Here is a 16655-nt window from a genome sequence, read left to right as displayed (position 1 = left end):
CGCGGGATCGAAACCTATACGCCCCTGAAAATATTGCCGATGGCGAGGATCACGTAGGCCGCAATCGCGACCCAAAACTTGTACTCGCCGATAATCGGCAGCGGCATAAATGTGCTGAGCACCGCCAAAATCGCCAAAACGATCGAGATGACGAAGACCATGGTCGTTGGCGCAGATAGATTCATGTCAAACCCTCCCTCATGTTGACGTTGAAACTGTAATCGTTTTCTGTGACTTTGCGAGCGCGGAACCGTGGCGCTCGCGCCACAGTGGCGGCCGTTTGCAGGGTTCATCGCCGGGAATACAGGAGATGTAGGTATGGCGCCGATGATGCGGCTCATCCTTGGGCTTGGTGTACTTGTTCTGATTCTTTCGGCGGTCGCGCTCGGACTCCCGGCTTATGTCACCGCCACGCGGTCGGTCGTCATCAACGCACCCGAATACGTGATCTATCCCTACTTGAACAATCTGCGCCGACAGGAGGAATGGGCGCCGTGGGCGGTCAAGGACGAGAATATCAAGATGACCTATTCGGGTCCGCCCGAGGGCAATGGCGCAAAGGTGCAGTGGGATAGCGATGTCGCCGCCGTGGGCGACGGCAGCATGCAGATCGTCGAATCGGACCCGCCCCACAGCCTGACGCTGGCTGCGGATGTGAAAGGCGTGCAGGGGACGAGCAATTTTGAGCTCGTGCCCGATGGCGCCGGATCCAAGGTCACCTGGTCGTTTGAATTCGAATCCGGCTCCAGCCCAATCAAGCGCTGGAAGGGCTTGATGCTCGACGGCTATATCGGCGAGGTCTACGAAGACGGCCTGGAGAAGCTGAAGCAGACAGTCGAGTCCACAAGGGCGCAAGCAAGCCCGCAGACCGCGCCCGTCGTGCCGGTGGCGCCGGTGGAGACCCCCGCGGCCGGAACGCCTGAAGGCGGTGAATCGGTGGTGCCGGAACAGACGCCGGCTCCCGATGCTCCGGCGGCCGAGGCTCCTGCCGCCGAGGCTCCCACGCAGCAGCCCTAAGGTTCCGAGCAATGTGCCGGGCAGCACTGAATGCCGCGCGGACCGGAGTCTACCGTCGCCGCGCGCGCTAAAGCCTATTTGCCGTCAGAGACCTAAAGTTTGCGCTGGTGCTCGAGCGGGTGCGCCTCAGGTGCAGCCTTCTGGGCCCCTTGCGTTGCGCGCATGATGAAGGTGTCGAGCGGGCTGCACTCGAACAATCCGGCTTCGTCCCTGGCGCCTTCGGCCTGGCGGGACCCGAGGTGCGGATCCACAACCGGACGGCCGGTGACGCGATAGACGCAGGTCGCCCCGTCGTTCGCCGTAAAGGTGATGCTGTCGCCGATGGCAACCGTGCCGGAACCGACATCACCGAGCGCCACGTCGCCCTGCGTAGAGCGAGGGATGGGCTTCTGGCTGGTCAGAGACGGGCTGGAGTCGCGGGCCGCGACAGGCTCGATCGGCGTTTCCGTCATGTCGCGCAAGGCCGCGCTCAGTCCCAGCCGGCGCACTTTCGCCGACGGCAACGCCGACATGTTCTGCGAAACGTTCTGCCATGGCCACGCCTCGGCAGCCGATTCATCGGACAGGGCCTTGGTCCAGGCGCTTTGACGCAAGGATTGTGCGAAACCGTCTTGGTTCATGGCGGGAAAGACGTCGCGAACGCCCGATGCCGCGAACATCGCCACCAGGGCGGCGGATGCGGCCAGGCACGTCTTCGCGGCGATGCGCCGGCGCGGTGCGGGCGGAGAGGACGGCTTCAGGGTCAGTCTCTGCATCAGAGGCTCCTCCGGCTCCGCCGCGGCGCAGCCTTGACGCGCGCGGGCTGCGGCCGCAATTGCCGCGCAACAACGCCCAGCGTTGCCAGCAGAAAAACGCATAGTGCCAAGGCTTCTAGCATTCCCAAGGGTCCCGTCACTTTCTCCGGCCCCAGGCTGGGCCGATTCCCGCATGGTCGGCAACATTACCACAGACTTGGGCCTCCGAAAGAGGGCTGATGGGCGTGACGGCCGTGAGGACCGGGTGCCCACGGCCCGGTATGCAAGTGTGACAGGAGGGTTGCTGCAGCCTGCCTTCAGTTAAGTTATTGTATTTAAATGACATTGTGTGGGTCCGCTGCGCGCGATACGCCTGATGCGGAACGAGCATCGCCCGTTTACCACACGCAAGCGTGAGCTCCGCCGGGGCGATATTCGCCGGTTTGCGCACGCTGCTGCTTGCGATCGGCGCTCATCTGAAACCCTGCCCGGGCCGTTTGTTCCCCACAGTCGAGGCTTCCGAAAATCTATGGTGCAATGCACTTGCGACAGAACAGGCGCACGCATAGGGTTGCCCAGATTTTTCCGCAGCGACTGCGCTTTTGCAGCCCTCTGAAATCATCAGGAGCACTTCATGGGACTGGTTTCCCGCACGCTTGAACGGGTCAAGCCCTCACCGACAATGGCCATCACGAACAAGGCTCGTGAGATGAAGGCCGCCGGTTTCGACGTCATCGGCCTCGGCGCCGGCGAGCCCGATTTCGACACGCCGGACAACATCAAGGCGGCCGCGATCGAGGCCATCAACCGGGGCGAAACGAAGTACACGGCCGTCGACGGCATCCCGGAACTGAAGCAGGCGATCTGCGAGAAGTTCGCGCGCGAGAACGGCCTGGAATACCAGCCCGCGGAAGTGACCGTCGGCAGCGGCGGCAAGCACGTCCTCTATAATGCGCTTTTGGCCACGCTCGATCCCGGCGATGAGGTCGTGATTCCGGCGCCGTATTGGGTGAGCTATCCCGATATCGTGCTGCTGGCCGGCGCCGAGCCTGTCGTCGTCGATACAAGGCTCGAAGACGGGTTCAAGCTGACGCCCGAGGCCCTGGAAAAGGCGATCACGCCCAAGACCAAGTGGTTCATCTTCAATTCCCCGTCGAACCCGACCGGATCGGCCTACACGCGCGATGAGGTCAAGGCTCTCACCGATGTGCTGCTGCGTCACGAGCGTGTTTGGATCCTGTCCGACGACATCTACGAGCATCTCGTCTATGACGGCTTCGAATTTTCGACGCCGGCGCAGGTCGAGCCCAAGCTCAAGGATCGCACCTTGACGCTGAACGGCGTGTCCAAGGCCTACTCGATGACGGGCTGGCGTATCGGCTACGCCGGCGGCCCGGCCGCGCTCATCAAGGCCATCGGTAAGCTGCAGTCGCAGTCCACGTCGAACCCGTGTTCGATCAGCCAGTGGGCGGCCGTCGAGGCCCTGCGCGGGCCCCAGGACTTCCTGACCGATTGGGTCAAGGCGTTCCAGGAGCGCCGGGATCTCGTCGTGTCCATGCTCAACGAGGCCGAAGGCATCACCTGTGCGACGCCCGAGGGTGCGTTCTATGTCTATCCCTCGTGCGCAGGCACGATCGGCAAGAAGACCCCGAAGGGCGATGTGATCAACAACGACGGCGACTTCGCCGAACTGCTTCTGCAGGAGGAGGGCGTTGCCGTCGTGCATGGCGAGGCCTTCGGTCTGTCGCCCTTCTTCCGTATTTCCTATGCGACCGGGATCGAGGCGCTGAAAGAGGCGTGCATGCGTATTCAGCGCTTCTGCGCTAGTCTCTCGTGAGCGCGCGACGCTAACAAAACCAATAACGACTGAAGAGGTGGGGGCGATGTCAGACGAACCGGGGATGAAGTTCTCCAAGCTCAGTACCGCGAACCAGTTCGCGGGTAAGATCATGGAGATCCGCAAAGGGGCCGTGACGGCCATCGTTTACGTGCAGATTGCCGGCGATACGTTGGTTGAAGTCAGCGTGACGATCGCGTCCCTCGAAACGCTCAAGCTCTACGAGGGCAAGGCGGTCACGTTGATCGTCAACCCCGTCGACATCATGATCGGTTGCGAATAGCGCTGGGTGCCCAACCGTGCCTTCGACGGCTGCGGCCCTTTGGAGCCGCGCACCCTGCAGAGCCATTGCATCCAAGTTCCAGTCAACATCGAACACCGTAAGGTCATGGACCAGCGCGTCTTGGACGAACCCCATACTGTTGTTGACCGCACGGCATGTGTGCTGCGGCTGGAAAAGGGACGTCGCATCGGATTTGCGGAGTACGGAGCGCCCGAGGGGCTGCCGGTCGTTGTGCTGCACGGCACGCCGGGGTCGCGGATGCTATTCGAAAGCACGGACTCCGTTGCGCGCAAAATGGGGTTCAGAATTGTTGCGCTCGACCGGGCCGGCTATGGCCTATCGGATCCGCATTACCACGCAACCCTCAAGGATACGGCCTACGATATCCAAGCCTTGGTGAACGGTCTGGGCATCAACCGCTTCTTCCTGGTCGGTTTCTCCGGCGGCGGTCCCCATGCCTTGGCGGCGGCGCTCCTGATGCGAGACCGGATCCAGCAGGTCGCCCTGATTTCTCCGGTCGGCCTCGTTGCCGATGCCGAGCGCGTCTCCATGACCAGCCTGCAGCACTTCATCTTCTCCTATCTGGGGCATTCCGAGGCAGCGGCGCGCGTCTACTTTGAGGGCGTGCGTTCGATGGTCTCCTGGTTCCCGCACAGCGCCGAATATCTGGTGACCCAGTACGCGACCGAGACGGATCGCGCCATTTTGGATCGGTACGGTCTCCGCCACTCCCTGGGCACTAGCATGCGTGAAGGTCTGAGCCGTTCGGTCGAGGGGGCGGTCCAGGATCTGCGCCTCTACTGCCGTCCTTGGAGCTTGAACCTGCACAAGCTGGAGACACCGGTTACGATTTGGCAGGGGAGTGAAGACACGATCGTGCCGCCCGAGGCGGCGTATCGTCTCGAGGACGTTCTGCCAAATTGCCGGCTCGAGGTCATCGAGGGCATGGGACACTACTGGCTGTTCGGCTCGTTCGAGCGCATCCTCGACAGGATCCGGACAAAGCCGCCGCGCCGGAAGCGCACTGCGAGCGGCCCCACGCAACCCGACGGCTCCAATGATATCGATGTCTACGGCACCATCGATCTGTGACATCGCGCTGTCTTAAACTACGGGCGTTTGAAGCCTACGCCATGCCCCCAGTCTGTGATCCAATGAGGGTCCGATGACGGTAGCGTTTACACATTGCGCCCTTCAGGCGGCCGACCTCGAAAAGTCCATCGACTTCTATGCGCGTTACTGCGCCATGGAGATCGTCAAGGAGCACGGGGAGGACGACAAGCGCGTGGTCTGGCTGGCGAGCCCGGGCGCGGGCGACCGGTTCGTTCTCGTTCTCCTCGGCGGCGGCGCCATGCGTGAGCAGGACGAGGGCGACATGACCCATTACGGATTCGGCGTCGCGACGCGAGAAGAGGTGGACCGGATTGCCGCTCTTGCCCGGGACGAAGGCTGTCTGCACTGGGAGCCGCGCGAGTACGCGCCGCCCACCGGGTATCTTTGCGGGGTCAAGGACCCCACCGGCTACATCGTCGAGTTCTCGTACGGGCAGCCGCTCGGACCGCACGCGGCCTCCGAGTAAGCGCGGTCCGTCAGTTCTGGCTGTAGATGCGGCAGCAGCAGTCCTTCAGCCCGTCGGCGCGGAAATCGCAGACAAGCTTCTCCTGCGCGCTGCGGCAGGATTGCGGCGCGGCGTTCGCGGCCAGCCCCCGGCTGCAGGTTTGTTTGTAGGGGATGCAGTGACCGCCGAGCATTTCGGAACTCGGAGGACAGCCGCCTGCCGCGGCGCTGCCCGCTCCGCCGGTGGATGGCGCGGCTGCCGGGGCTTCGTTCTTGTTGCCGCCCCAGAGCGATCCGCCGCCCCACAGTCCGCCGCCGCCCCACAAGCCGCCGGACGAGCCGCCGCTCGGCGCGCTCGGTTGGCCGGTGTCCGGAATATCGGGCATCTTCCCGCGCCGGATGGCGCCGCCTTCGCTGCGGCAGCGATATCCTTCCGGCGTGTCGCCGCACACGATCTTCGCCCGTTGGACAAGCGTCGTGCCCGGCTGGGACGGCGCGGAGAAGGCCGCGGCCCGGTCCTGGCCGGTCGAAACGGGCGACAACCAAAGAACACTCAACAGTACGAAGGCGGTGGCAAGACGCATGAGGAACTCCCGGCAGCTTTCGGCGACACCATACTGTCTCAGCTAGCGGATCAGAAGGGGCGAGGGGCCGTTTCCCGGGGTTGAAGACGGGGCTCTTGCCAGACCCGATTTCCCTTGTCACGATGGTGTCGTAAAGGCTCGCGTAAGGACGAAGGGCCGGAAAAAATCGGCCCACCTGGCGCGTTTTGCCAAGGGAGGAAGATATGGGCCAAGCGCAGGGCCAACCAGCCCGCAGCGCCCGCTGCATCGCACTGGTTGGCCCCTATCTCAGCGGTAAGACAACACTTCTAGAAGCCATTCTGGCGCGGACCGGCGCCATTAACAGGCAGGGTACGGCGACCGCCGGCAACACGGTCGGAGACGCCTCGGAGGAAGCCCGACATCACGGCATGAGCGTCGAGCTCAACGCCGCCACGGTCGAATTTCTCGGTGACACATTCACATTTCTCGACTGTCCGGGCTCGATCGAGTTCCAGGCCGATGCCGCCAATGTGCTTGGCGCCTGCGACGCGGCGGTCGTGGTGTGCGAGCCGGACGAGAAGAAGGTGCCCGCCTTGCAGCTCATCCTGAAGCAACTCGAGGACCGGGGCATCCCGCACCTCCTGTTCTTGAACAAGATCGACAAGGCCGAGACGCGCGTGCGCGACATCGTGCCGATGCTGCAGCCCGCGTCGACCGTGCCGCTGGTGCTGCGGCAGGTGCCGATCTGGGAGAGCGGCATCGTGACGGGCTTCATCGATCTCGCCCTGGAGCGCGCCCACGTCTATCGCGAGCACGCGCCGTCCAAGGTGGTCGACATCCCCGACGCTCTCACCGACCGGGAGCAGGAGGCGCGCTTCTCGATGCTCGAGCAGCTTGCCGATTACGACGACGAGCTGATGGAGCAGCTTCTCGAGGACGTGCCGCCGCCGCGCGACAAGATCTTCGACGACTTGGCCGAGGACCTGCGTGAAGGCGTGATCTGTCCCGTGCTGCTGGGCTCGGCGGAGAACGGCAACGGCATTGCCCGGCTTCTCAAGGCCCTTCGCCACGAGGCGCCGTTCGTCGAGGTCGCGGCCGCGCGTTTGGGCGTCGCGGATGCCGCGTCCTGCGCGTACGTGATGAAGACCATCCATACGGCCCATGCGGGCAAGCTGTCGCTGGCGCGGATATTCGCCGGCACGTTCGCTGACGGGGACGCGGTCTTCGGCGGCGAGGCCGAGGAGCGTATCGCCGGCACCTTCGACGTCTTGGGGCAAGAGCCGGTCAAGCGCGGTCCCGGCAAGCCGGGCGATACGGTCGCCTTCGGGCGGCTCGAGAGCGTGCAATCCGGTGACACCTTGTCGACCGACAAGAATGCGGTCCCCTCGATCGAACGGGCCGCGATGCCCGAGCCCGTTTTCGGCTTGGCGCTGGTCGCCAAGGAGAAGAAGGACGAGGTGAAGCTGACCACGGGTCTTGCCAAGATCGTCGAGGAGGATCCGTCGATCTCCGTCGCCCACGATCAAGACATGGGCCAGATGATCCTGTGGGGGCAGGGGGAGATGCACTTGCGCGTCGCCCTGGAGCGCCTCATCCGCAAATACGGGGCCGCGGCTTCCACCTATCCGCGGGAGGTCCCTTACAAGGAGTCGATCCGCAAGCCGACACAGGTGCGCGGACGCCACAAGAAGCAGTCGGGCGGCCACGGCCAGTTCGGCGATGTGGTGCTCGATATCAAGCCGCTACCGCGCGGGAGCGGGTTCACCTTCTCCGAGACCATTACCGGCGGCGTGGTGCCGAAGAACTACATCCCGTCCGTCGAACATGGCGTGCGCGACTATCTGAACACGGGGCCTCTCGGCTTCCAGGTGGTGGATGTGGCGGTGTGCCTGGTCGACGGCTCCTACCACTCGGTCGACAGCTCGGACATGGCGTTCCGCCAGGCCGGCCGGCTGGCGATGGCCGAAGGGATGCCGCAGTGCCAGCCGGTGCTGTTGGAGCCGATCATGGCCGTGGAGATCGCGGTGCCGTCGGAGGCGACCCCCCGGGTCAACTCCATCGTCTCCTCGCACCGCGGCCAGATTCTCGGCTTCGACGCCCGACCGGGCTGGCCGGGCTGGGACGTGGTCCAAGCCCATATCCCCGAAGCCGAAATCCAGACCCTGATCGTGGAATTGCGGTCGGCGACGGCGGGCGTGGGGACGTTCCAGGCCCGGCACGATCATTTGGCCGAATTGGTGGGCAAAGCGGCCGATCAGGTCCTGTCCCACCGGCGCGATCAGGCCGCCTGATCGCGCTCAATCAAGGGTGGGCGGGGTGATTCGTTCTGGGCCGTCTGGTAGGGTTGGAGCTACCAAATTTTGGCCCCGGGCCTTGCCCCGCGTCTCCCATACCGGTAGACGATGGTGCCTTATACTTTCGTACGATGTCAGTTAGCTTCCAGAGGGTAATCCCATGACTGTATTTCCAGCGCTCGTAATCCCGGAGACCCTTGCCGCAGGCCCCGGGCCCGGCAACACGGATCCGCGCGTGCTCGAGGCGTTTGCCAAGACCGGCGTCGCCGACCACATGCAGGCGGACGTTCTCCGCGGCATGAAGGAGGCGAAGCTGATGCTCCGCGAACTGTGGGGCACCAAGAATGTCTACACCTTCGGCGTCGCCGGCACGGGCTGGGACGGTCTCGATTGCATGCACAGCCTAATCCTTCCCGGTGACAAGGTCGTGGCCTTCGTCAACGGCACCTTTTCCAGCATCGACGGCCTGACCATTCGCATGAAGGCCGCCACCGATGAGGAGCTCGCCGAGAACTCGCTCGATCCGAAGCCGGCCAGCGTGACGATCATCGACACGCCGCACGGCCAGTCCATTTCCGCCGAGACCATCGACAAGGCCCTCGCCGAGCACAAGCCGATGTGGGCCTTCATGGCGCACTGGGAAACGGGTTCGGGCCGCGTGAACGACCTCAAGGGCTTCTCGGATGCCTGCGTGAAGCATGGTGTCATGGGCATGGTCGATGCCGTCTCGAGCCTTGGCGTCGGCGACTTCAATATCGACGACTATCCGGGAGTCGTGGCCTGGGCCTCCTGTCCGCAGAAGGGCGTGCTGTCCCTGCCGCTGACCTACGCGCCGGTGAGCTTCACCGACAAGGCGATCGAGGTGGTCAAGAAGCGGGGTTGCCGCACCTATGTCCATCATCCGATCCTGGATGCACGGCACTGGGGCATCATCGACGGCAAGGACGTCGATGCGCCGGTCTACCACCAGACGCACTCTGGTTATGCGATCGCCGCGTTCCACGAGGCGCTCCGCATCATTCTGGGCTATGGCCGCGCCCGCAAGGCGTCGGACTACAAGTATCACGAAGCCGCGCTGCGCCAGGCCGTCGAGGCCATGGGCTGCGAGGTCACGTCGAACATGCCGAGCCTTGTGGTGCTGAACCTGCCAGGCAAGCTGGCCGGCCGCGAGAAGGAGCTGGTCCAGGGCGCACGCGCGCAGGGCTTCGGCATCTGGCCGACCCTGTCCGAGCCGGTTCAGGTCCGTATCGGTATCCTCAACCAGCTTTCGCCTGAGCAGATCACCGAGATCGTCAGCCGTTTCGCCGACGCCATGCTCGCCATGGGCGCCGAGTTCGACAAGGCTCAGGTGATGAACCAGCTGAAGTCCTACTACGCGAAGGCCGCGTAAGACGGATCAGCCCGGCGATCCTCTTCCCGGTCGGGAGAGTTGAATGGCTTCGCAAGGCCGCCGGATTGTTAGAACACTGCGATCAGCGCCCGTGCCCTTGGCCGTGGCGCTGATCGCGCTTTCCTTCCTCTTCGTTCCAGGCATCCGCGCGCAAGCGGAAGAGCCTGAAGACTTTTCCGAGATCAGCCGCGAAATTCCCGCGCTTGCGGCACGCGCCAAGATGAACGCGGCAGAGGCCCTGGCGCAGCGCTATGTGGCGGAGGCCGGCGCCGAGACCGGCAAGGACAGTCCCGAATACGCCACGGCGCTCACCTGGCTCGGCTGGGTCTACAGCCAACAACAGCGCTATGCCGACGCCGAGCCCCTGCTCAAGCAGGCTCTTGCGATCCGCGAGAAGGCCTACGGGCCAGACCATCCGCTCGTTGCGACCAGCCTGAACAATCTCGCCGGCGTCTACCAGCAGCAGGACCGGGCTGCGGACGCCGAGCCGCTTCTCGTCCGCGTGGAGGCCATCCGCGCGAAGGCGGTTGGGCGCGGCATGCTCGAGGCGCTGCCGGCCGAAATTCAGGAGCTTCAGGCGAAGGGCAAGGACGCGAAAGCCGCCCGGCTGGCGGACCACTATGTGGCGCTGGCCAAGGAACGATATGGCGCCGATCAGCCGGGACTGGTGCCGGCGCTGCTCGAAGCCGCGTTCGTCTACCAGCAGCAGGGCGATTTCGGCAAGGCCGAGGCGCTGCTGAAGAAGGCTCTCGCGATCCGCGTCGCCGCGTTCGGCCCGCGCAGCGTCGAGGTGGCCGATAGTGCCGAGCAGCTTGCCTATCTCTATCAGAGCGCCAAGCGCTACAAGGACGCGGTGCGCTCGATGAAGCGCGCGCTGTCCATCCGGCAAGCCGCGTACGGCGCACGCAACGAAAAGTCCATCGCGACGATGGAGGCGCTGGCTGGGATCTACATGGCTGCGGGCCGCACCAAGGAAGCGGAGAAGACGTTTGCCGCCGCCCGCAAGCTCGAAGGCAAGAAGAAGCATCGCTATGCCTATTTGCGCCAGGAGACCTCTTACGCGGTGGTAAAGGTCTTCTACGCCACAGATCGCAAGAACACCGGCAAGACCGATCCGGCCTCCGTCTATGGCGGCGACAGGGGACCGCTGACGTTCGGCGTCGCGGAGGTCAGCATCCCGCCCCAACACAAGGTCGGCGTCGTCGAAACCCCGTCGATCTGGCGGCTCGAATGGTGCAACGACCCGGAACAGTTCGTGGTCCTGCTTTCGGTGGACGAGGTCGACAAGGAAAAATTCTTCGAAGACGTCGTGGCCCGCGTGAAGAGTTCGGACCGCAAGTCCGCCTTCGTCTTCGTGCATGGCTACAACGTGGCCTTTGTCGATGCCGTGCGGCGCACGGCGCAGATGACCTACGACCTCGGCTTCGGTGGCGCGCCGGTGCTCTATAGCTGGCCATCGCAAGCGAGCTACGCCTCGTACAAGGTGGACGAGACGAACGCCGAGTGGGCGCGGCTCGACTTCAAGAACTTCCTGAAGGACTTCGTCGCGCAGTCCGGCGCGGAGCACATCTATCTCATCGCCCACAGCATGGGGACGCGTGTCCTGACCGGCGCGCTGAAGGAGCTCGTGCTGGAAGACCCGAGTATCCGCGACAAGTTCGACGAGATCATCCTTGCGGCGCCCGATATCGACGCGGACACGTTCAAGCGCGACATCGCGCCGAAGATCCTGGCAGGGGAGGGCAAGACGACGCTGTATGCCTCATCAGGCGACTATGCGCTGCTGGCCTCAAAGACCTTTGCCGGCTATCCGCGCGCGGGCGACACGGCCGATGGCGTGATCATTGCGCCGGGTGTCGACACGATCGATGCCAGCGCCATTCGGACCGACTTCGTGGGGCACGGCTATTACGGGGACTCGGACACGGTGCTCGGCGATCTGCGCGATCTCATTCTCGAAGGCAAACGCCCGGACAAGCGCTCGCGGCTTGCACCAGTGACGACCGATAGCGGCCGATATTGGACGTTCACGGAACAAAAGCCCGCTACGCCTTAGGCGCCGAGGTTCGATCAGAGCAAGCGACGAAAGGTCAGTTGATGCGCGGGTTCTGCTGGCGCCATTCCGGTCATGGGCGCCGAGTTCGACAAGGCTCAGGTCATGAACCAGCTGAAGTCCTGCTACGCCAAGGCCGCGTAGATATCCGCGCAGGACATTGAAGGATAGAGTGAGCCGAGACTCCAGACCTTGAGGTCGAGAAGTCTCGGCTCACGGAAGGCTTAGCCGAGGCTCAAGCTTCCGCCCTGGGACAGGCAGCTGGCTTTGTCCATCATGATAAAGCCTTTGCCCTTGCAGCTATTCTGGCCTTTGCACGAATTCGCTGACGTTTTGCATTGGCCCTGGCCCTTACAGGAATTGAGCCCGAAGCATTGAACGTCGGCGGCGGCAGCGGCAGGCGTCAACGGAGCCGTAGCGGTAAGCACCAATACGGCTGCTGCTCCGGCGATCGCTGCGCCGGATTTTCCATTCAGCTTCATGTTTGCACTCCAGGTTTCGTTGGGGTTTCTTCCTAGCGCACCTCGTTGGTCTGGTGCGCGCGAGAACGCTACCAGCGCTTGAGACGAGACTCGCCTCAAACCCTGTCACATTTCGGCGATGGCGCGTTACCGAGCGTGTAATGCGGCGCACTCTTCGAGCGCGCGATTATGCGGGGCTGGCGCCGCCCCTGAGCAACGGCGAGGGCGTGGAGACTGCCTTCGGTGAACACGTTCTACGGCTTCACGCGGGTGGCGAAAGACCGAACACTGGCGCTCTTGCGCTGCGACGAAGCTCGTCGCGCGCCGACCGGAAGGCAACTTCGGTCGTGAAATCGATGACAGTGGTGGCCGCAGTGCTGCCGCCGTGCTGGCGCGTTCAATCTTAACGCGGGTTTTGCTCGCGCCATTCGCCGGGGCGCTGGAAGGTTCCGGCCCAGATGCCTTTGCCGGCCGCGCGGGCCTCGCTTTCGGCGCCGGCGTAGGCGTAGCCCGTCTGCCGGCCGAGATCGATCGCGTAGCCTTCCCGCACCATGGTCTCGCCGATATCCGGCACGCCCTTGGCCCGGCACTGGGCGACGTTGCGGCCGTATTTGTCGGTCGCCTTCTCGACGCACGACACGTCGCCGCGCTTGATGAGTTTGGCGAGTTCGGTTTTCGCGGCGCGGCCGCAGTCCCACTCCTTGCCGTTGGCGTCGGTGCAGGTCTGGTGGAGCTCCGGCGCGTCGATGGCGAAGATGCGGTATTCCTCACCGCTGCCGGCCCGCAGCGAGTCGCCGTCGACGGCAACGAGCTTCGCGCCCGGACCGATCTCTTCGGTCTCCATCCCGCAATAGCGGTTGAGCAGCAGCACCAGCCCCAGCACGAGCAGCAGGGCGATGGCCCGCCCCAACTGGTTGATGAGCGTTTGCCGCGTCATCCGCGTTGGGCGCCGGCGAGTCGACGTGCTACTCCGGGATTTGGAGGTCGTCTTCCGGGCCATTAGCGGCCATCGATCTGGGCGCCGACAATCGCAATCGTTTGCTGATAGACGCCTGCCGCGTTCCAGCCCTGGATGGCTCGATAGTTTGGCTGGCCGGGCTGATAACCGGCACCGGGGCGCCAACCGTGACCGCGCAGGAAGTTGGCGGTCGAGGCCAGTGCGTCGGCCTTGTTGTTGAGATCGACACGCCCGTCACCGCTGCCGTCGACGCCGTAGAGCAGGACGTTGCGCGGCAGGAACTGGGTGTGGCCCACCTCGCCATGCATGGCGCCGACCTGGCTCGGGCTCAAGGCGCCGCGGTCGATAAGCTGCAGGGCGGCGTAGAGATGCGGCGTGAAAAACTGGGGACGCCGGCAGTCGTAGGCGAGGGTGGCGACGGCCGAGAGCGTGTTCTGCCGGCCCATATAGCGGCCAAAGCCCGTCTCCATGCCCCAGATCGCGAGCAACGGTCCGGGCGGAACGCCATATTGGCGTTCGATCGCATTGAAGAGGGCCGCGTTCGACGCCTTGTAGCGCTTGCCTTGCGAGGCGATGGCGGAGGCGCCGCGCTTCTTCATGAACTGGTCCAGCGAGAGCTTGAAGCTGTGCTGGCCGCGGTCGGCCTTGATGGTGCCGTAGGCGTATTGGGTGCCCATCAGCGCATTGATTCCGCGCTGGCCGATGCCGTTGGCCTTGGCTTCCTGTGCAAAAGAGCGCTTCCAGCTTTCGAAACCGGAAGCATTGTTGCCGCAGCGCGCGGCGAGCGCCGGGGCAGTGGCCAGAACAAGCAGAGCGCTCGCGAGCGCGATCAGTCGGGTATACGCCATCAGGGCCTTCCATCGTTCACGACGCCCCGGGCGAGAGCCGTCCCGAGCCACCGTCCTTGAGTGTCCTCCGGCCAGAGCGTTCTCGTTTCGCTCGAGCCTATCAAGCAAAGCTCCGTTCCCCGTGGCAGCCGTTGTAGCGTGAGGATTCGCAGGTTGGCAATCGGCGCTTGATGTCTCGTGCGCGTAATCCTGCGCACACGAAAGCGCGCGCATGGCCATTGCGCCATGCACGTAGGACCCTTGGGTTGTGGGTGACCCATCCGCGCCGTCGGCTGCGTTGGTTGCCGCTCTAACGCTTCGTGCGTCCCGACTGCATGTTCTGCAGCGCATCGGCCATGAGCCACGACAATTGCTGGGCCTGGATGCCGAAGGTCTGCATCTGCGTTTGCACGTAGCGGCTCTGCAGCGTCATGACTTCCTGCAGATCGTGGGCCTTGGCCATGTCGCTCGCCAGCGCAAACGAGCGCTCGGCGTTTTCCTTGGCGAAGCCGATCGCACGTTCCTGGATGGTTTTGAAATTCTTCGCCTCTGGCACGCCGGAGGCGGACCAGGCGTTCATCGCTTGGCTCATGAACTCCATGAACTGGCCATAAGCCACGCGCGCTTGCTCGACGTTCTTCTCGGCCAAGTCACGCATGTCTGTTGGAAATTCGAACATTTGCTTCTTATTCATGGGTTCCCTTTCAGCTCGGCTCTCTTCTTCAAAGGGCCCTGAGCCCAACGCGATACAGGAGATAGAATACAGCATATTAGGCCACGAAAGCTACGGCACGGGCCTTAAGGAACGCTTGCCGGGCCATCCAGCCAAAGGCCCGAAAATCGCGCTTTTGGGGCCTTCCGGGCCAGTTCTCGCTTGGTGCGGCGATCCGATCGTGGCAGTTAGCTGAAGTAATGGCGGGGATTCACGACAGCTCGACGGCGGGTTCGTCAGCCAAGGCGGATGCCGTTCCCTCACAGCGGGGGATGACGCCAAGAGAGCTTGCGCCGAGGGAGCTTACGCCAAGGGCGCTGGCCACCGGCCTGATCCTCGGCGCCCTGCTGGCCCCCTGCAACGTTTATTCAGGGCTGAAGATCGGCTGGGCTTTCAACATGTCGATCACCGCCTTGCTGCTCGCCTTCGCGTTCTGGGCGCCTGTGACGCGGCTTCTGCGGCGCCCCGCTTGGGGCATGCTCGAAAGCAATATCAATCAAACCACGGCCTCGGCCGCCGCCGCCATCACCTCGAGCGGTCTCGTCGCGCCCATCCCGGCACTCGCTGCGATGACGGGCGAGAACCTGCCCTGGCTGCCTCTCATCGTCTGGGTGTTCTCAGTGAGCTTCCTCGGCGTCTGGATCGGCTGGTTCCTGCGGCCGCGCATGATCGAGCAGTCGGACCTCGTGTTTCCCGCCGGCATGGCGGCGGCGCAAACCATGCGGGACATGTTCGCCCATGCGGACGAGGCGATGTCGCGTGTCAAGGTTCTGATGTCGTCTCTTGTTGGGGCCGTCCTGTTCAACGTGCTCGACAAGCTGGTGTGGCAGATCCCGAGGGTGGGGCCCTCCCTGACCGCCTCCAAGCTGACCTTCGTGTTCGACCCGTCGCTGCTGCTGCTGGGCTTCGGCGGCATCATCGGCTTGCGGGCGGGGCTAGGCTTGCTGATCGGCGCGCTCCTCGCTTGGGGGCTGATCGGGCCCGCCTTGATCGATCACGGCATCGTTCAGGTTTCGGCAAGCCAAGTGAGCTGGTTCGAGCCGCTGGTCGGCTGGCTCCTGTGGCCCGGCGTCGCCGTGATGGTGGCGGCCAGTCTCACCAGCTTCGCCGCCTCGCTGTTCGCGGCGTCGAAGCACGGCCGGCACGGGCGCGCGGGCCGACAGCGGTCCAGTACCGGCCGGCTTCAGATCGCCGGGTTTACCGCCGCGGCGGCGCTTGCCATCGTGCTGCAAGTCATCCTGTTCGATGTGCACTGGACCATGGCGCTTGCGTCCATCCCCGTGGCCTTCGTGCTGGCCACGGTGGCGGCGCGCGTGGTCGGGGAGACGTCGGTCGCGCCCATCGGGGCGATCGGCAAGGTTTCGCAGCTGACGTTCGGGGTGATGGCGCCGGGTCAGCCCATCACCAATCTCATGACCGCCAATGTGGCCGGCGGGTCGGCGGGGCAGTCGGCGGACCTCCTGAACGATTTCCGCGCGGGCCACGAGGTCGGCGCGCATCCCACGCGTCAGGTCGTGGCCCAGTGCGCGGGGGTCGTCGTCGGCAGCATCGTCAGCAGCCTCGTCTACCTCATGCTGATCCCGGACCCGGCCACGCAGCTCTTCACGCCGGAATGGCCGGCGCCCGCCGTCGCCGTTTGGAAAGCCGTGGCCGAGGCCCTCAGCGACGGGCTTGGCGGGATCGCGCCGTCCGCGCTATGGGCCATGGCCGTCGGCGGGGTGCTCGGCGTGGTGCTGGCGCTGCTGGAGCGCCGGCTCGATCCCAAACGCCTGGTCTTCGTGCCGAGCGGGGCCGCGCTGGGCCTCGCGTTCGTGATCCCGGCAAGCACGTCGCTGATGCTGTTCGCGGGCGCGGGCCTCGCCGCCATCGCGCACAAATCCGCGCCCCGCTGGGCCACGCGCTTCCTCTTGAGCGTGGCCGCGGGGCTAGTGGCGGGCGAGAGCCTGTTCGGCGTCGCGTCGGTGTGGTTCTAAGGACGCTCGAGGAC

16 protein-coding genes are annotated in these 16655 nt (G+C 64.4%); 9 read left to right on the top strand and 7 right to left on the bottom strand.

Features of this window, described 5'->3' with window-relative positions:
* Positions 1-14: 14 nt before the first annotated feature.
* Positions 15-341 (bottom strand): hypothetical protein, encoded by a 327-nt coding sequence (locus tag GL4_RS17775; protein ID WP_172653255.1) that lies wholly within the window; start codon positions 339-341, stop codon positions 15-17.
* On the opposite strand from GL4_RS17775, the gene GL4_RS12720 reads away from it, so the two are divergent.
* Positions 319-1017 (top strand): SRPBCC family protein, encoded by a 699-nt coding sequence (locus GL4_RS12720; RefSeq protein ID WP_052464490.1) that lies wholly within the window; start codon positions 319-321, stop codon positions 1015-1017. The two genes, GL4_RS17775 and GL4_RS12720, sit on opposite strands and share 23 nt — an antisense overlap.
* 92 nt (positions 1018-1109) lie before the next feature.
* Here GL4_RS12720 and GL4_RS12715 read toward each other — a convergent pair whose 3' ends face one another.
* Positions 1110-1772 (bottom strand): DUF1109 domain-containing protein, encoded by a 663-nt coding sequence (locus GL4_RS12715; protein ID WP_156137593.1) that lies wholly within the window; start codon positions 1770-1772, stop codon positions 1110-1112.
* Between the two features lie 613 nt (positions 1773-2385).
* On the opposite strand from GL4_RS12715, the gene GL4_RS12710 reads away from it, so the two are divergent.
* From GL4_RS12710 to GL4_RS12695, 4 genes are all read left to right on the top strand, one after another.
* A complete protein-coding gene (locus tag GL4_RS12710) occupies positions 2386-3588 on the top strand; it encodes a pyridoxal phosphate-dependent aminotransferase (protein ID WP_045368088.1) in 1203 nt (400 codons plus the stop codon).
* Positions 3589-3634: 46 nt separating this feature from the next.
* A complete protein-coding gene (locus tag GL4_RS12705) occupies positions 3635-3871 on the top strand; it encodes a TOBE domain-containing protein (RefSeq protein ID WP_082025655.1) in 237 nt (78 codons plus the stop codon).
* A gap of 105 nt (positions 3872-3976) precedes the next feature.
* On the top strand, positions 3977-4963 hold the full coding sequence (locus GL4_RS16870; RefSeq protein ID WP_156137591.1) for an alpha/beta fold hydrolase: 987 nt from the start codon (positions 3977-3979) through the stop codon (positions 4961-4963).
* A 73-nt stretch (positions 4964-5036) separates the two neighbouring features.
* Positions 5037-5450 carry a VOC family protein gene (locus GL4_RS12695; protein ID WP_045368084.1) on the top strand — a complete coding sequence of 138 codons (414 nt, stop codon included), beginning with the start codon at positions 5037-5039 and terminating at the stop codon, positions 5448-5450.
* 10 nt (positions 5451-5460) lie between these two features.
* Here GL4_RS12695 and GL4_RS12690 read toward each other — a convergent pair whose 3' ends face one another.
* Positions 5461-6012 carry a hypothetical protein gene (locus GL4_RS12690; protein WP_045368083.1) on the bottom strand — a complete coding sequence of 184 codons (552 nt, stop codon included), beginning with the start codon at positions 6010-6012 and terminating at the stop codon, positions 5461-5463.
* A gap of 203 nt (positions 6013-6215) precedes the next feature.
* Between GL4_RS12690 and GL4_RS12685 the strand changes: the two genes are divergently transcribed.
* The 3 genes from GL4_RS12685 (at position 6216) to GL4_RS16865 (ending at position 11713) form a co-directional block, all read left to right on the top strand.
* The gene (locus GL4_RS12685) at positions 6216-8264 is read left to right on the top strand and encodes an elongation factor G (protein ID WP_045368082.1); all 2049 of its coding nucleotides are present in this window, start codon (positions 6216-6218) and stop codon (positions 8262-8264) included.
* 163 nt (positions 8265-8427) lie between these two features.
* Positions 8428-9657 carry a pyridoxal-phosphate-dependent aminotransferase family protein gene (locus GL4_RS12680; RefSeq protein WP_045368081.1) on the top strand — a complete coding sequence of 410 codons (1230 nt, stop codon included), beginning with the start codon at positions 8428-8430 and terminating at the stop codon, positions 9655-9657.
* Positions 9658-9700: 43 nt separating this feature from the next.
* Entirely contained in the window at positions 9701-11713 is a 2013-nt protein-coding gene (locus GL4_RS16865; RefSeq protein WP_082025654.1) for an alpha/beta fold hydrolase, read from the top strand.
* A gap of 221 nt (positions 11714-11934) precedes the next feature.
* Here GL4_RS16865 and bufA2 read toward each other — a convergent pair whose 3' ends face one another.
* The 4 genes from bufA2 to GL4_RS12655 form a co-directional block, all read right to left on the bottom strand.
* The gene (gene bufA2 / locus GL4_RS18290) at positions 11935-12192 is read right to left on the bottom strand and encodes a BufA2 family periplasmic bufferin-type metallophore (RefSeq protein ID WP_045368080.1); all 258 of its coding nucleotides are present in this window, start codon (positions 12190-12192) and stop codon (positions 11935-11937) included.
* Between the two features lie 382 nt (positions 12193-12574).
* Positions 12575-13108 carry a thermonuclease family protein gene (locus tag GL4_RS12665; RefSeq protein ID WP_052464484.1) on the bottom strand — a complete coding sequence of 178 codons (534 nt, stop codon included), beginning with the start codon at positions 13106-13108 and terminating at the stop codon, positions 12575-12577.
* A gap of 62 nt (positions 13109-13170) precedes the next feature.
* A complete protein-coding gene (locus GL4_RS12660; RefSeq protein WP_045368078.1) occupies positions 13171-13977 on the bottom strand; it encodes a lytic murein transglycosylase in 807 nt (268 codons plus the stop codon).
* Between the two features lie 289 nt (positions 13978-14266).
* Positions 14267-14650 (bottom strand): phasin family protein, encoded by a 384-nt coding sequence (locus GL4_RS12655; RefSeq protein WP_045368076.1) that lies wholly within the window; start codon positions 14648-14650, stop codon positions 14267-14269.
* A gap of 290 nt (positions 14651-14940) precedes the next feature.
* Here GL4_RS12655 and GL4_RS12650 point away from each other — a divergent pair, with 290 nt between their 5' ends.
* Positions 14941-16641, top strand: a complete 1701-nt coding sequence (locus GL4_RS12650) for an OPT family oligopeptide transporter (protein WP_045370100.1) — start codon at positions 14941-14943, stop codon at positions 16639-16641.
* Positions 16642-16655: the final 14 nt, after the last annotated feature.

Source organism: Methyloceanibacter caenitepidi (assembly GCF_000828475.1).
Lineage (GTDB): Bacteria > Pseudomonadota > Alphaproteobacteria > Rhizobiales > Methyloligellaceae > Methyloceanibacter > Methyloceanibacter caenitepidi.
The sequence above is the reverse complement of the archived record's forward strand: the minus strand, read 5'-3'. Positions and strand labels throughout refer to the sequence as shown.